Source organism: Nocardioides sp. NBC_00163 (genome assembly GCF_045206295.1).
Classification (GTDB): Bacteria; Actinomycetota; Actinomycetes; order Propionibacteriales; family Nocardioidaceae; genus Nocardioides.
Genome location: NZ_CP108155.1, coordinates 4327455 through 4343011, shown reverse-complemented (window position 1 = coordinate 4343011; position 15557 = coordinate 4327455). Strand labels below are relative to the sequence as shown.

Sequence of the window (15557 nt, the reverse complement as noted above, 5' to 3'; positions counted from 1 at the left end):
TCAACCGAGGACCTCGGCCGCGATCTCCTCGCGGTAGCGCTCGGCGCCGAAGCGCTCCTCGGCGTCCTTGCGGCCCGCGGAGGCGAGCTCGGCGGCGAGGGTGGGGTCGGCGGCGAGCCGCTGGATCGCGTCGGCGAGGTCAGTCGCATCGCCCGGGGTCACGAGAAGGCCTGTCTCGCCGTCGGTCACGATCTCGGCGAGGCCCTGGACGCGGCTCGCGATCAGCGGCCGCTCGGCGAGCAGCGCCTCGACCGCGACGTTGCCGAAGGGCTCGACGCGCGACGGCACCAGTACGACGTCGGCCTGCTCGAGCTCGCGGGCTGGCTCGGCGACGTAACCGAGGAACTCGACGTTGCCGGCGAGGTCGCTGTCGGAGGCACGAGAGCGGAGCTCCTGCTCGAACCACTCATAGCCCGCGAACACCGACCCGCACACCCGCAGCCGGGCGTCGATCCCCCGGCGGCGCACCTCGGCGAGCGCCTCGAGCGCCACGTCGGTCCCCTTGCGCGGCGAGAGCCGCCCGACCAGCACAAGCCGCAGCGCCTCGTGCGGCATCCGGTTGCGCGCCGACACCACAGACTCCGGTCCCGGCACCCCGTTGTAGACGACGGTCGTACGCCGCCCCAGCACCTTCACCGTGTGCGTGAGGACGTCGCGGGATGCCCGCGAATTCGCCACCACGCGGGTGGCCAGCAGGAGCGGAGCGGTCAGGGCGAGGCGTACGGGCTTCGGCTGGTCGTCCTCTGCCTCGTGCACGTGGCAGACCACGGGGACGCGGGCCGCGCGCGCGACGACGATCCACCACGGGATCGTCACTGTGTTGACCAGCACCCGGCTCGGCCGGACCCGTCGCCACAGCCGCGCCGCACGCACCCAGAAGACCATCAGCGCCGCGGCCAGGCGGACCAGTCCGATGGGACTGAGATACGCCTTGCGCAGCACCGGGAAGGCCATCACCTCGACGCTCGCACCGGCGGCCTCGAGCAGCGGAAGGAGCGGTCCGCGCTCGGGTACGACGACGGTGACCCGCTGTCCCGCCTGGTGCAGCCCACGCACCGTCTCGACCAGCTGAAGATCGGAACCGTAGACGTCCGGCGACGGGTGGGCGACCAACAAACGCATGATGGGCAACGGTATGTCACCGGCAAGGCCCGGGCCGAAGGTCCTGGCAAAGTCCTACCCAGATCTGGGGAGCAGACGGCCTCGGCGACCTGGAGCGATGGAGGGTCGTCTAGGGTTCCGACGTCACTCACCCCCACGTATGAGCGAAGCAGGATCGAGCATGGCCGCGACCGGCGCCGAACGCGCCCCAGCCGGGTTCCGTGCACATCTGGAGGCGCTGGCTCAGGCTCAGAAGCCCTCGCTCAACACCGCGGCCTACTCGCGCCTCGTCAACCGGCCCGCCGGCCGGGTCGTCGCCGCGGCCGCGCACACCGTCGGCGCGAGCCCCAACCAGGTGACCGCGCTGAGCGCGACGCTCTCGGCGGCCGGACTGGCGGTGCTCGCGCTGGTCGAGCCGCGCTGGTGGACCGGGATCCTGGTCGCGGTACTGCTGGCCGCGGGGTACGTGCTCGACTCCTCCGACGGGCAGCTCGCCCGGCTGCGTGGCGGCGGGTCGCGCTCGGGTGAGTGGCTCGACCACACCATCGACTGCTTCAAGACCGCCAGCCTGCATCTGGCGGTGCTCGTGTCCTGGTATCGCTTCGGTCCGGTCACCGACGGCTGGCTGCTGGTGCCGCTGGGCTTCGAGGTGGTCGCCGTGGTGACGTACTTCGGGCTGATCCTGATGCCGACTCTGCGCCCCGCGTCCTCCGGGGCGCCGGCGGCAGTCCACGAGAACCCGCTGCGCAAGTGGGCCCTGCTGCCGATGGACTACGGCGCGCAGTGCTGGATGTTCGTGCTGCTCGGCTTCGGGGCGGTCTTCTCCTGGGTCTACGCCCTGGTCTTCGTCTGCAACGCCGCCGCGCTGGCCATCGCGCTGCGCAAGTGGTGGCGCGAGCTGCGTGCGTTGGACGGCTCGCCATGAGCGACCTCTCCCGGCTTGCCGTGGTGGTGGTCAGCTACGGCGATCCCGCCCTGCTGGAGCGGCACACGACCCAGGTCGCCGCCGCGCTCCGGCCCGCCAGGATCGTCGTCGTCGACAACCATTCGACCGACGCCAATCGCGACACGGTCCGGCAGGCCTGCGACCGCGAGGGCTGGACCGGCGTCTTCCCCGGCACGAACACCGGCTTCGGCGCAGGCTGCAACCTGGGCGCCGCGGCTGCCCTGGCCGAGGGCGCCGAGGTGCTGCTCTTCCTCAACCCGGATGCCACGATCGACGCCGAGTCGGCCGTACGCCTCGTGGCCGCCGTCGAGGCCGAGCCGCTCCTGCTCGCCGGGCCGACGGTGCTCGACCCGGACGGCGAGGTCGCCTCCGCAGGCCTCGATCTCGACCTGGAGACCGGTGCGATGCGCCCCTGGCGGCGTCGATCCGAGCATCCTGGTGCGGAGACGCTGCCGTGGGTCACCGGGGCCTGCTTCGCGGTCACGCGTGAGCTGTGGGAGCGGCTGTCCGGCTTCGACGAGCGCTACTTCCTCTACTGGGAGGACGTCGACCTCTGCGCCCGGGTCCAGGCGCTCGGTGGCCGGGTCGCCGTCATCGACGGGGCCACCGCGATCCACTCCGGCGGCGGCACCCAGCGCGCGGAGGGTTCCCGCGCCAAGTCGCCGGCCTACTACTACTTCAACATCCGCAACCGTGCCCTCTTCGCGCGGACCTGGCTCAGCCAGGAGCGGGAGCGGGCCTGGCGTCGCGGGGCCTTCGGGGCTGCGTACGAGATCTTCATGCGAGGCGGCCGCCGACAGCTCCTGCACCCGGTACGACCGATCTCCGCGGTCGTCCGTGGGCTGCGCGACGGGCGCCGCGACCGGCCGGTCCGGGTCCTGGCGTCGGCCCGGGAGCTGCGCGCGACGACCAACCCCTACATCGTCCAGCTCGTCGAGACCCTGGGGCAGCGCGACGACACCGAGGTCGTGCTCTTCGGCTTCGCCCGCGCCATCGCGGGCCGCTACGACGTCTTCCACGTGCACTGGCCCGAGCTGCTGCTGACCTCGGCACGTACGCCCCTGCGCCGGCTCGCCCGTCGTCTGCTCACCACCGCGTTCATCCTCCGGCTCCGGCTGACCCGGACCCCGGTCGTACGCACCTGGCACAACCTCGTCCGCCCCGACGGCCTGAGCCGCTGGGACCACCGGCTCCTCGACGCCCTCGAGCGCCGCACCAGGCACGTCATCCGGCTCACCGACCAGACCGCTCCCCCGCTCGACGTACCGACCTCGACGATCGTCCACGCCCACTACCGCGACTGGTTCGAGCCGGTGCTCGTGCCCGTCGAGCCCGTCGAGAGACGGGTCCTCTACTTCGGTCTGATCAAGCCCTACAAGGGCGTCGAGCAGCTCCTGGAGGCGGTCGCAGACAGCCCCGAGGCAGACCTGGACGTACGCCTCGTCGGCTCCCCCTCCGACCCGGCTCTCGCCGATCAGGTCCGCGCCGCAGCAGCCGCCGACGCCCGGATCAGTGCCGACCTCACCTACGCCGACGACGCCACCCTGGCCGCCGAGATCGCCGCCGCCACGTTGGTCGTACTGCCCTACAAAGCCATGCACAACTCCGGCGCCCTGCTCCTGGCTCTCTCACTCGACACCCCGGTCCTGGCCCCCGACAACGAGGTCAACCGTCGCCTGGCCGAGGAGGTCGGCGAAGGTTGGCTCCACCTCTTCGAGGGCACCATCACGATCGAGGACTTGGAGCGTGCGCTGAAGGCAGTCGCGGCGTCCCCGCCCGATGGGCGTCCCGATCTTTCGGCTCGGGAGTGGCCGGAGTCGGCTGCTCTTCACGCTGCCGTGTTTCGGGCTTCGTTGTACCCGTAGGTCCCGTCTTTTTCGGGCCGGCGATCAGACAGGTTGTACGTCGTCGGCGTGCAGGTTGCCGGCTGTTGCTAGGTGGTTGGTGTTTGCCGCAGCGGATTCAGTTGGGTGCGTGCTTGGGCCGTGGGTTGGCCGTGCAAGGACCGCCCGGTGCCCCGTGGGCGCCTATGACAGTGGGCGCGACCTTGTGAACCGTTCACAAGGGAGCCGTCGCTTGGCCGGGGCGGGTTCGGTGCCGGCAGGGTCATCAGTTCCCCACTGATCCGAAGAGTTCCCCACGGGCGTGGAGGTTCCCCACCCTCCGGAGCGTGGGGAACCTTCGCCGCAGTGGGGAAAAGTCCCCATCAGGAGGGAAGCGGCCATTGTGGAGTCGAGGGAGCTGGCCAGAACGCTCGTGGGGCATCGCGGCGGACGGGTTCAGCGAGAGCTGAGACCGGTCGGCGGTAGGGTCGTCAGGTCTGGCGCGCAGGTCCTGGTGACGTGATTCCTCGCCCAGCCGGTTAAGGACGGCGGCTGAACCGGACGGTGCCATCCGGTAGTCGCTCATGGCCGTAAGCCGGGTTGTGCGCCAAGCGGTGATGATGAGGGCACAACAACGCCCCGTCCTTCAGATCTGTCTTCCCGCCCGCCGCCCAGGGTTCTAGATGATGGGCATCGCACCACTCCGGTGGCATGTCACAACCCTCGGCCTGGCAGCACTTCCGCTGCAACCGCATCGCCTTGCGCTGGATCGGCTGGAAGAACCGACTGCCACGACCGGCGTCGAGGACCTCACTGTCGCCGCCCAACACCCAGGGGATGATGGTGGCGTTGCAGGCCATCCGTCGGGCTTCGGCCGCACTGATGGTGGTGCCGTTGGTCTCGTCGTAGCCCAGGGTGGCGATGCCGAGGTCCTTGCGGAGCTCCTCGAGGCTGATCACCACGTTCACCGTGGTCGCGTCGCCACCGTGACGGGGCAACGCCGCCGGGTCCACCGTCTCCAACAACCGCGCGAAGCCCTGGCCCATGAGCCGCTCCCACGGAGGCAGGGTCGCACCCTTGCCGACCAGCTGCTGTTTGCGGGGTTGGGCATAGGCCTCGACCAGCCGCTTGAACCGCATCCCGATCGAGGTCGGGAGGACGCCATCGAATCCGATGGTGCCGTCGTGGTTGTCCCAGACCCGTAGAGCGGTCTTCTGCTGGGCGCGTTCTTCTTCGGCGAGGAGTGCTTTGGCTTCGGCGTCTTCGAACCGGGCCGGGTCGATCTCGGCCAGGATCCGTTTGCCGACGATGCGGAGCTCGTTGGCCGTCAACCGGGTGGCGTAGTCGACCAGGAGTTTCTCGGCCAACACCAAGTCCTCGGCGCTGGCGACGGGGTTGGTCTCGATCTTGTCGAGCGCCTTGGTGATCACCCTGACCTTGTCCTGGGACACGACACCTTCAGCGAGACCGGCGGCGACGAGGTCGTACTTCGCGACACCGGCGGCGAGTTTGATCTGCGAGCGAGCCACGGCCTTGTCGACCAGCAACTCAGCGCGCATCCACCCCGACGCATCCTTGGCGCCGGTCTCGTCGGCGATATCGCCAGCAGAGGCGAGCACCCGGAGTGTCACCGCAGCCAGCTTGGCCTGGAGTTTCTCCAACCGCTCCAGTGAGTCCTTCTTCTGCCCGGTGCGCCAGTAGGCGGGGTCTCGGGTGAGCAGCCTGTCGAGGGAGGATTCGATGGCGCTCAGGTCTGCGTCGATCGCGTTGTCGGGGTTGGTGTCCCAGTGGTTGGTGTCGCGTTCGAGACTCATCGCCATCCCTCCCTTCAAAGAGGTGTTGTGATGGGTCTGATTCTACGCCTCAACCCCTTCTCTGGCCATCTATTTTCCCAGGTCAAGCACCGTTTTAGCGGTGAGCGAACGGGCTAGCTTCTGTGGATGGTAAGTGGCCCGAAGGGCCACCCTTCAGCCCCGATCACCCCAACGTCCCGCATACGAGTTTCTCCGCGCCACACCCGGGCCGCCGCCCCGATAGCCAGCCAAATCTTTCTCGACGATCCCCGGTGTCAAGGACCGCGAAGCGGCCGGCGAAGCCGGCGGCCGCAGGCCGTCCTTTACTCCGGGGACCGTCGAGAAGACAATCGAAACCGGGTCGGCGGCCCACACCATCCTTTGGGCGAAACGTTCCGGCAGGGAGGTCTCGACAAGCTCGACCACCAGGGACACCAGTCCTTTACTAACCTGACAGCGTGCCCCACACCCCAGCCCCAGACCCCAAACGCCCACCGGTCTGGATCTCCATAGCCTCGTTCGTCAGCAGCTTCGACAGGTTCGTGGTGAGCCCGATCCTGGTCCTGGTCGCGGCGACGTTCGAGGTCTCCGTGGGGCAGGCGGTGGCGATCGCGAGCGGCTACTACCTGGCGTACGGACTCTGTCAGCCGTTGTGGGGTGCACTCTCGGACAGGTTCGGCAGGGTGCGGCTGATGCAGGGTGCGCTGGTCGGGGCGGGGATCGCCGGGCTGGTCTCGGCGGCGGCCCCAAACCTGATCACCCTGGTGGTGCTGCGGGTCGTCGCGGGAGCGTTCTTCGGGGCGATCGTGCCGACCTCACTGACGTACGTCGGGGACACCGTCTCCGCGACCCACCGGCAGCGGGCGCTCTCGGACCTGATGGCAGCGATGGCGGTGGGGACCGCGCTGGCGGCAGCGGCGGCGGGGATCACGGGCCAGCTGGCCGGGTGGCGGGTGGTGTTCGCGGTGCCGGCGGTCGTGGCGCTGATCAGCGCCTGGGGTCTGCGCTCGCTGGCCGAGCCGCCGAGGGCCACGAACAGCGGGATCAAGGCATCGTTCCGGGCGGCGCTGAGCAACCGCTGGGTGCTGGTGGTCGGGCTGCTCGTCTTCGTCGAGGGCGGTCTGGTCCTGGGCGTACTCACCCTCCTCGCCCCCGCGCTGCAGGCCCAAGGTGTCGACGCGGCGCGAGCGGGGCTGGCGGCGGCTGCGTACGGCATCGCGGTCCTGCTCTCCTCGCAGGTCCTCAAGGCTCTCACTCGACGGCTCCCACGCTGGGCGCTGATGGCGATCGGAGGCGTCGCCCTGACTGCCGGGTACGCCGCCGCGACCGTGACGGTCTCGGTGCCCACCATCATCGGCATCGTCGTGATGCTCGGGATCACCTGGGCGTTTCTGCACACCTCGCTGCAGACCTGGGCCACCTCGATCGTCCCCGAGGCGCGCGGCACCGTCGTCGCCTGCTTCGCCGCCTCGCTCTTCATAGGCAGCTCCATCGCCGCGGTCATCGCCGGCCCGGCCGCTGACCACAACCAGTGGCACACCCTCTTCACTGCCTGTGCCGCCACCGCCGCGGTCCTCACCGTCGCCTGCGTCCTCGCCTACCGCGCCTACACCGCCCGCGAGCCCACACCTCGAGCCGCGGACATCGCCACCGACGTCTAGGACGGATCAGCGCTGGTGGGCCCGGATGAGCTGCTCGTACTGGTCGGTGATCCGGCTCCAGGTGAACTCGGCGGAGTGGCGGGCGCGGGCGTGGCCGGACAGCGACGCCGCCAGCTCGGGCTCGGACAGGAGCCGCTCCAACGCAGAGACGATGCCGGCCTCGTCGGAGAAGTAGAGCGCGGCGGCGTCGGCGACCCAGCGGTTGTAGCGGTTGTCGTGGGCGATCACGGCGTTGCCGCAGCCGAGCGCCTCGACCAGGGACGGGTTGGTGCCGCCGACCTGATGACCGTGGACGTACGCCACGGAGTGGAAGCGCAGGGCCGAGACGATGTCGGTGTCGTAGATCGCGCCGAGGAAGACGACCTCGTCGCTGGCCGCCTCGAGGACGGCGCGCTGGTAGTCGTCCGCCGGATCATAGGAACCCAGGACGACCAGCTGCCGGCCCCAGCGGCGGCTGGAGAAGGCCCGGACCACCTCGAGGATGCTGTTCTCCGGCACCGGCCGAGCGACCAGGGTGAGGTAGGAACCCGGCTCCAGCCCGTGGTCGAGCACCGCCCACTCCGGCGCGTCGACAACGGGCGGCGCGCCGTAGGCGATCGTGGTGATCTTCTCCGCCGGCACCCGGGTCGCCAGGTGGCGGGCGATCTCGGGGTGATCGGCGATGAGGTGGTCACCCAGCCAGCAGGCGGCCCGCTCCTGGGTCCACAGGAACGCCTTCTCGGGGCCCGACCAGCGGGCCCGCTTCCACTCGATGCCGTCCATGTTGATGATGTTGGGGACGCGGCGGGAGCGCAGCACCGCGTTGAGCGCTCCGGTGTTGTAGCCGAACGTCACGCACACGCTGCCGTCCTGCTCGGCCTCCCGGGCGGCGTGCCGCACCGCGCCGACGTCGAACTCGATCGTCCCGCGCGGGCCGTCGTGCCGGGCCGGCACGTGGACGCGCTCGATGCCCTTCCACGAGTCGATCCGCAGGTCAGCGTGGGGTTCGTCGTCCTGGCAGTAGACGACGACCCGCCAGCCGCGATCGACCAGGTCCAGACCGATGTTCTCCACCGCGGTCTCGAAGCCGCCGTGGGCTGCGGGCACGCCACGGGTACCGAGCATCCGTACAGTTGGGGTCACGTGGGGTTGACTCCTAGTTTCTAGGAGCCGATGGCTCCTATTTTCAGCACAAGGAGCCATCCAAGAGGATCCGCGGGCGCAGCGGTCCCGAAGTCGGGGTCATATACCCCAAATCGGTTACGTCACCGCAGGTCCGCGAGTGAGCACGAACTGGCGCAGCGCGTCCGGGTCGTCCAGATCCACGTACTCGAACCCGTCCACCGCCGCCGGTGCCTCGCCGATCGCGCACATGGAGTCGTAGACCTGCACGTACGCCGCCGACTGCGGGCCCCAGTCGAGCACCTTCGCCGCGCGCTCCCGCGCCCGCAGGGCCAGCTCGACCCGCAGCTCGGGATCGTCCAGCAGCGACTCGACCGCGTCGGTGAACGCGGCCACGTCCCCGGAGGGAACGAAGAGCGCGGCGTCCTCGGCGGAGACCCGCGTCTCGACCAGGTCGAAGGAGACCGACGGCAGGGCGTACGCCATGTACTCCATGGTCTTGTTCATCGTCGAGACGTCGTTGAGCGGCGTCTTCAGATCAGGGCACAGCCCGATGGTGGCGGCGCTGAGGTGCTGCGCGATCAGCGCCGAGCCGGCCCGGCCGGTGAAGGTGACGACGTCGTCGAGGCCCAGCTCGGTGCAGCGGCTCTTGAGGTCCTCGAGGCAGTCGCCGAAGCCCATCAGCACCGCGTCGACATCGCTGCGGCCGCGCCGGTGGACGAGCTCGTCCATGACCTCCAGCACCGTGTCGACACCGTCCTGGGGCCCCATGATCCCGAGGTAGACCAGGGTGTGGCGGTTGGCGTGGGCCGCCGGGTCGTGCGGCCGCACCGGGCGCATCACCGAGGTGTCCGGTCCGCTGCGGACCACGGTCACGTCCGCGGGCGCCATCCCGCCACGGGTGATCGCGACCTTCCGGTAGGACTCGTTGGTCGAGATGACCTGGTCGGCGGTGGCGTACGTCTGCTTCTCGAGCCAGCGCAGCGCAGCCAGCTGGGCGCGACCGGACAGGGATGTCGGGGTGCCGAACCGGGAGAGGAAGAGCTCGGGGTTGAGATCGTGCTGGTCGAAGACGAACCGGACGCCACGGCGCTTCCAGATGCGGGCCAGCAGCCAGTAGGTGTCGGGCGGGTTGCACGCCTGCATGATCGCGAACGGGCGGTCCCGCCAGACCTTGTTGGCCAGCAGCGCCGTGCGGATCCAGCAGTAGACGAACTCGAGCAGGTAGCCGAGCACGCCGCGGGCCTGCGGCGCGGGACGGTACTTGTAGATGCGTACGCCACCGAGCTGCTGGCGCCCCGGATCGCCGGGGCCCTTCGGGCAGATCACGCTGACCTCGTAACCGCGCGCAACCAGCGCCTGGCACTCCAGCCAGACACGTCGGTCCAACGGCACGGGGAGGTTCTGGACAATGATCAGCACGTGCGTCTTTGCCACGCCATGTCTCTGCTGGGCTGCGTTGACCATGTGAGAAGCGTTGAGTGTGCCGAGACCGGCGTGTCGGGCATCTGCGGCCATATCCCCGAATCCGGGGATCGTGAGTGGCGACGCAGGTGCCGGAGCGGCCCGCGGCTCCTAGCCTCGCATCCTGTGAACCCGCTGGCCGAGCGCATCCGATCCGTACGCACCCGACCCCGGTCGCAGGCCGTGATCGCGGACCGGCGCACCTCGGTCGATGCGGACGGGCTGGTCGGCGCGGCCGAGGAGCTGCGGCTCGCCCTCGTCGCGGCCGCCGGTGTCCCGCGGCCGCTGGTCGCGGTGTCGCTGCCGTTGTCCACCGACGCGGTCGTCGCGCTCGTGGCCGCGATCCTCGGTGATCTCTCGGTCTGCTTCGTGGACCCGTCGGCGGCCGAGGATCACCGCCGGTCCCTACTCCAGGCGCTGCATCCCGACGTCGTGCTCGACCGATCGGGGATCCGGGCGGTCGCGTCGTCAACCTCCCGCTCGGGCGTGGAGGCCGGTTATGTCGCGATGTCCTCCGGCTCCACCGGCGGCGGCCCCAAGGGCGTGCTGTCCTCCTGGGCAGGCATCGACGCCTTCGTCCCGCACGGCGCGGCCGCGCTCGATCTCGACGCCTCCTCGGTGTGGGCCGAGGTCTCGCATCTCTCCTACGACCTGGCGATGACCAACCTGCTGGTCGCTCTGGCCGCCGGCTCCTCCCTGCACCTGTCCGGTTCCCTGGGCGACCGGCTCCGCCCACTCGGCTTCTGCGCCCGCGTCGACGCGACACACCTGCGGCTGGCTCCCCGGTTCATCGACCTCGCCGCCAACGAGCGCGGTCCCGCCTCCCCACGAACCCTGCGGGTCTGGGGCTCGGGCGGCGACCGGCTCTCCGCCGCCGACGCCCAGCGTGTCTTCGACCTCGGCGTCTCGACGGTCGTCAACACGTACGGCACCAGCGAGACGATCGGCTTCGCCAGCGCCGCCCGGTTCGACGCCGGCGAAGACCTCCCGACGGTCCACGGCGCCCTCGGCATCGGGCGCGGGGCGGTCGGGGCGTGGCGTACGTCGTTGCTTCCCGACGGCGCCGCCGCGGACATGCTGACCATCGAGTCGCCGCACCTGCCCGGCGGCTATCTCTTCGGCAGCCCGAACGGGGAGTTCCCGCGCTGGGAGGGTTCGGAACGGGTGCTCACCGGCGACCTCGGCGCCCGGCGCGGCGAGGAGCTCTTCTGCCTGGGCCGCGCGGGGCGTCGGGTGAAGCGCAGCGCGAGCTTCGTCGACCTCGACGCGCTCGACGCGGAGGTGAAGCAGGTCTTCGGCCTGGCCACCTTCACCGCCGCCACCCCCGAGGGGGACCTGGTCAGCCTCGTCGAGGGCCCCGGCGCTGATCTCGGCGACCTCCGCCGCCGGCTACCGACGGTCCTTCGCCCCGACTCGGTCCCGGACCTGCTCGTCCCCGTCGCCCAGCTCCCCCGCCTCGGCAACGGCAAGATCGACCAGGCTGCCGCTCAGCTCCTCGCCGCCGCCGCTAGCTGAGCCGCCCCGCTGGTCGACCAGCGGGGGCGGCTCGACCAGCGGTCACCCCACCTGCGCGCGCACGTACTCCGCCAAGGACCCGACGGACTCGAAGACCTCGGCGTTGATGTCGTCCTCGTCCATCTCGAAGCCGAAGCGGTCCTCGAGGACGGTGATCAGCTCGACCAGGGCGAGCGAGTCGAGCTCGGGCAGGGAGCCGAAGAGCAGAGTGTCCGCGCTCAGCGTGCCGGCGCTGGGATCGGTGCCGATCACCTCGGTGATCGCCTCACCGACCCGGTCGAGGGTCGCTTCGGTGGTGTCGATGGTCATAGACGTACTCCTTCGATTCGGAAGATTCAGGGAACTCAGACGAGCACTTCGAGCGGCGCCGGGTGGCTGAGGAAGGCGGTGGGGCTGGCGGTGAGGCCGTACGCCCCGGCCTGGTGGACCACGACGAGGTCGCCCACCTCGGCGCGCGGCAGGCTCACCTTGTCGCCGAGCAGGTCAAGGGGCGTGCACAGGCAGCCGACGACCTGCACCGTCTCTTCCGCCGCCCCGGCATCACCAGCAGCCGCGGCGACCGAGATCGGGTAGTTGCGGCGGATGACCTGGCCGAAGTTGCCCGAGGCGGCGAGCTGGTGGTGCATGCCGCCGTCGACGATCAGGAAGGTCTTGCCGCGCGAGATCTTGCGGTCGACGACCCTGGTCACATAGACCCCGGCCTCGCCGACCAGATAGCGGCCGAGCTCGATGACGACCTGCGCGGACGGCAGCGCAGGACGTACGCGGGTGGCGAGCAGCTCCTCGAGGCGCGATCCCACCAGCGGGAGGTCGAGGGGCTGGTCCTGGGTGTAGTAGGGGATGCCGAAGCCGCCGCCGATGTTGAGATAGGTCATCGCCGAAGGAAGGTCACCGGAGAGCCGCAGGACGAGGTCGACGGTGCGCTCCTGAGCCTCGGCGAGGATCTCGGCGTGCAGGTTCTGGGAGCCGGAGAAGACGTGGAAGCCGGTCACCTCGACGTCGCGGTCGTGCAGCGTCTTGAGCAGCAGCGGCACGGTCTCGGCGTCGACCCCGAACTGCTGGGCGCCGCCTCCCATCCGCATCCCGGAGCCTTTGACCTCGAAGTCCGGGTTGACCCGCACCGCGACCCGCGGCCGGATCCCGAGCCGTTCGGCGGCCTCGACCAGGCGGTCGGCCTCCAGCGGCGACTCGATCTCGACGAGCACCCCGGCCGCGACGGCCTGGGACAGCTCGGCGACCGACTTGCCCGGCCCCGCGAAGCTCACCGACCCCGGGTCCGTCCCGGTATCGAGCGCCACCCGCATCTCGGCCCCCGAGGCGACGTCGAGCGCGTCGACGGCGCGCGCCAGGTGCTGCACGACCGCGGGCATCGGGTTGGCCTTGACCGCATAGCTCAGGTGCACATCACCGGGAAGCGCCTCCCGCAACGAGGCCACCCGGGCATCGATCGCGGCCCGGTCGTAGGCGAAGAACGGGGTCGATCCGACCCTCTCCGCCAACAGCCGCACGGGCACACCCCCGACGGTCACACCGCCGACGTTCGGCATCTCACCACTCCAGACATGTCAGCTCGCTGTACAGGTAGTCGACCCGCGCGGGGTCGAGGGCGTCGCTGCGCAGCATCTTCGGCCGCGACCGCGAGAGCCGGTAGGAACCGCCCGGGGCCCCGCCCGCGACCCGGTGCTCGACCAGGGTCGCCGCGGCACCGTGCTGGGTCAGCAGGTGCGAGGCCAGCCGCGGCGCGTGCCGCCGGAGCAGCTCCGGGTTGCTCGCGTAGAGGATCGAGGCGAAGGCGCGTACGCCCTTGCGGGTGTCCTTGCGGGCCACGACGTAGCAGTGCTCGGAGCCCGTGCTCAGCACCACATGAAGGGCCGCCGCCGCGGCACGGTGGTCGGCATAGAGGTCCCGCTCCTCACCCTGGAGCACCGAGTCCAGTACGTCGGGACGGCTGCTCACTCGCACCCCGCGCCGCCTCGGCAGCACAGTGCCAGGCGACACGGCCGGCACCAGCGAGGTGGTCGTGTCCAGGTCGGTGAACTTGAGCTTCCGGTTGAGCGCGATCACGTTGCCCGACGGCGAGAAGTCGGTGAACTCGTAGCCGGGCTGCTTGAGCAGCGTGGTCAGCAGCCGCAGTCCCTGATGGCGGTGACTGTCGAGCACGCACCAGGCGCCCAGGTTGCAGACCTGGAGCGTCTCCGCGCCGACCCGCCGCTCGGAGTAGTAGGCGAGGTAGGCCCCGACGACCCGCTCCTCCTCGGCGAGGAAGAACCCGTGGTTGGGCTGGGGTACGTCCCACGGCACCCGCAGCGCCTGGATCCACTCCAGCTCCTGCACCCGCGGGTTCAGCTGCTCGTGCAGGAACGTCGAGACGGCCGGAAGATCCTCGGCGGTGATCGGGGCGAGCACGGCCTTCATGCGCTCGCCACCCATTCGGGCCCACGCGGGGCGCTCATCCGGCGGGGGCTGACCAGGGTGCGTACGGCACGTCGCGACGTCTGCTTCCCCAGCAGCGCCCGGCTGCACTCGCGGGCCAGCACCATCAGCCAGTACGCAGCCCCCTGGACCCGCCCGCGGCGGACCGTGAAGAGCCGCACCCGGTTGGCGACCAGGAGTGCCCACAGCCCGGGTGAGGTGGTGGACTCGCCGCCGAGGTGCACGGCGCGGGCGGCGGGCGCGAACCGCACCCGGAAGCCTCGGTCGCGGGCGCGCAGGTGGAACTCGGTCTCCTCGGAGTAGAGGAAGTAGGACTCGTCCCAGGGGCCGCACGCACGCCAGCACTCGGCGCTGATCAGCTGCGTCGAGCCCTCGGCCCAGTCGGTGTCCTGGCCGCGCTCGTACTCCGCGGGGTCGGCCACGATCTCCCCCGCCCACCGGACCCGGCCGGCGCGGTTGGCGCCCACCACGGCGTCGGCGAAGGCCCGCACCAGGCTCGGCGCGCCACGCATCGACTCGATCAGCCGGCCCTCGGCGTCCACCAGCCGGGGCACTGCCACGCCGACCCCGGGCACGAGCTCGCGGGCGAGCGCCACGACACAGTCCGGCTCGAGACGTACGTCCGGGTTGAGCACCAGCACCGCGTCGACGTCCGGATCCGCGGCGAAGGCGGCCGCGACACCGGCGTTGATCCCGGCGGCGTAGCCGCCGTTGCGACCAGTCTCGACGACGGTCGCATCCGGCGCGAGGCGGCGCGCGGTCGCCACGGTGTCGTCGGCGGAGGCGTTGTCGGCGACCACCAACCGCCACCCGAGACCGGCGAGCCCACCCGGCAGAGAGCCGATGAGATCGGCCAGCAGGTGAGCGCTGTTGTAGGTCACCACCACGACGGCGATGGTTCGGATGGGGAGCGACACGTCATGAGTCTCGGCGGGATCGACCCCCGCCGGACCCTCCTCCCGACCGCAGATCCCCCGTATGAGGTAGGCCTTCGCAAAGGTCGGCCGGACACCGCCTCCGGATCCTTAGCGTGGAGAACATGCCCGCCCACGTGACCAACATCTGCTTCCACGGTATCGGCGAGCCCGAGCGCGAGCTGGAGCCGGGCGAGGACCGCTACTGGATCAGCCAGGACGCCTACGAGGACATCCTCGATGCCGTCGCCGGCCGCCCCGAGGTGCGCATCAGCTTCGACGACGGCAACCACTCCGACGTCGCGATCGGACTGCCGGGCCTGCAGGCCCGCGGCCTGAGCGCGACCTTCTTCGTGCTGGCCGGACGGCTGGGGAAGCCGGGGAGCGTCGACCGCCTCGACGTCCGGCTCCTCCGGGTGGCGGGCATGCGGATCGGCACCCACGGCATGGACCACGTCAGCTGGCGCGGCCTCGATGCCGCGGGCGTACGCCGCGAGCTGATCCAGGCCCGCGAGCACATCACCATGGCAGCCGGCGAGACGGTGGACGAGGCGGCGCTCCCGCTGGGCCGCTACGACCGCGCCACGCTGCGTCACCTGCGCCGCCTGAGCTACCAGCACGTCTACACCAGCGACCGTGCTCACGCGGTGGCCGGAGCCTGGCTGCAACCGAGATTCAGCGTCACCGCGGAGGACGACGGGGCCAGCGTACGCAGCCACATCCTGACCGGGCACGGCATCGCAAAGCGGATGGAACGTCAGGCGGCAGGCCTGGTCAAGAGGCTGCGCTGAACGGGCGCTGACCTG

At 70.5% G+C, this 15557-nt stretch carries 13 protein-coding genes; 5 read left to right on the top strand and 8 right to left on the bottom strand.

The window, feature by feature from the left end; all coding sequences use genetic code 11:
• Nucleotides 1-1122 carry a glycosyltransferase family 4 protein gene (locus tag OG801_RS20755; RefSeq protein WP_406031028.1) on the bottom strand — a complete coding sequence of 374 codons (1122 nt, stop codon included), beginning with the start codon at nucleotides 1120-1122 and terminating at the stop codon, nucleotides 1-3.
• Between the two features lie 160 nt (nucleotides 1123-1282).
• Between OG801_RS20755 and OG801_RS20750 the strand changes: the two genes are divergently transcribed.
• Complete coding sequence (locus OG801_RS20750; protein WP_406031026.1) at nucleotides 1283-2026, top strand: CDP-alcohol phosphatidyltransferase family protein; 744 nt, start codon at nucleotides 1283-1285, stop codon at nucleotides 2024-2026.
• A complete protein-coding gene (locus tag OG801_RS20745) occupies nucleotides 2023-3912 on the top strand; it encodes a glycosyltransferase (protein ID WP_406031024.1) in 1890 nt (629 codons plus the stop codon). The genes OG801_RS20750 and OG801_RS20745 overlap by 4 nt, the downstream gene beginning before the upstream one ends.
• A 497-nt stretch (nucleotides 3913-4409) precedes the next feature.
• Here the strand turns inward: OG801_RS20745 and OG801_RS20740 are convergent, their stop codons facing one another.
• Nucleotides 4410-5684 (bottom strand): DUF222 domain-containing protein, encoded by a 1275-nt coding sequence (locus tag OG801_RS20740; protein WP_406031022.1) that lies wholly within the window; start codon nucleotides 5682-5684, stop codon nucleotides 4410-4412.
• Nucleotides 5685-6121: 437 nt separating this feature from the next.
• On the opposite strand from OG801_RS20740, the gene OG801_RS20735 reads away from it, so the two are divergent.
• Nucleotides 6122-7324, top strand: a complete 1203-nt coding sequence (locus OG801_RS20735) for an MFS transporter (RefSeq protein ID WP_406031020.1) — start codon at nucleotides 6122-6124, stop codon at nucleotides 7322-7324.
• A gap of 6 nt (nucleotides 7325-7330) precedes the next feature.
• Here the strand turns inward: OG801_RS20735 and OG801_RS20730 are convergent, their stop codons facing one another.
• Nucleotides 7331-8446 carry a DUF1972 domain-containing protein gene (locus tag OG801_RS20730; RefSeq protein ID WP_406031018.1) on the bottom strand — a complete coding sequence of 372 codons (1116 nt, stop codon included), beginning with the start codon at nucleotides 8444-8446 and terminating at the stop codon, nucleotides 7331-7333.
• Nucleotides 8447-8563: 117 nt separating this feature from the next.
• A complete protein-coding gene (locus tag OG801_RS20725) occupies nucleotides 8564-9862 on the bottom strand; it encodes a glycosyltransferase family 4 protein (protein ID WP_406031016.1) in 1299 nt (432 codons plus the stop codon).
• A 153-nt stretch (nucleotides 9863-10015) separates the two neighbouring features.
• On the opposite strand from OG801_RS20725, the gene OG801_RS20720 reads away from it, so the two are divergent.
• Nucleotides 10016-11404: an AMP-binding protein gene (locus OG801_RS20720; RefSeq protein ID WP_406031014.1), complete on the top strand. Its 1389-nt coding sequence runs from the start codon at nucleotides 10016-10018 to the stop codon at nucleotides 11402-11404.
• 42 nt (nucleotides 11405-11446) lie between these two features.
• On the opposite strand, the gene OG801_RS20715 is transcribed toward OG801_RS20720, so the two are convergent.
• The 4 genes from OG801_RS20715 to OG801_RS20700 are packed head-to-tail and all read right to left on the bottom strand — an operon-like array spanning nucleotide 11447 to nucleotide 14754.
• Nucleotides 11447-11713 (bottom strand): acyl carrier protein, encoded by a 267-nt coding sequence (locus OG801_RS20715; protein WP_406031012.1) that lies wholly within the window; start codon nucleotides 11711-11713, stop codon nucleotides 11447-11449.
• Between the two features lie 35 nt (nucleotides 11714-11748).
• Nucleotides 11749-12951 carry a pyridoxal-dependent decarboxylase, exosortase A system-associated gene (locus OG801_RS20710; RefSeq protein WP_406031010.1) on the bottom strand — a complete coding sequence of 401 codons (1203 nt, stop codon included), beginning with the start codon at nucleotides 12949-12951 and terminating at the stop codon, nucleotides 11749-11751.
• Nucleotide 12952: 1 nt separating this feature from the next.
• Nucleotides 12953-13819: a hypothetical protein gene (locus OG801_RS20705; protein WP_406031008.1), complete on the bottom strand. Its 867-nt coding sequence runs from the start codon at nucleotides 13817-13819 to the stop codon at nucleotides 12953-12955.
• Complete coding sequence (locus tag OG801_RS20700) at nucleotides 13816-14754, bottom strand: glycosyltransferase family 2 protein (protein ID WP_355020371.1); 939 nt, start codon at nucleotides 14752-14754, stop codon at nucleotides 13816-13818. Before OG801_RS20700 ends, OG801_RS20705 begins: the two co-directional genes overlap by 4 nt.
• Before the next feature lie 122 nt (nucleotides 14755-14876).
• On the opposite strand from OG801_RS20700, the gene OG801_RS20695 reads away from it, so the two are divergent.
• Nucleotides 14877-15542, top strand: a complete 666-nt coding sequence (locus tag OG801_RS20695) for a polysaccharide deacetylase family protein (protein WP_355020370.1) — start codon at nucleotides 14877-14879, stop codon at nucleotides 15540-15542.
• The last annotated feature ends 15 nt before the right edge of the window (nucleotides 15543-15557 follow it).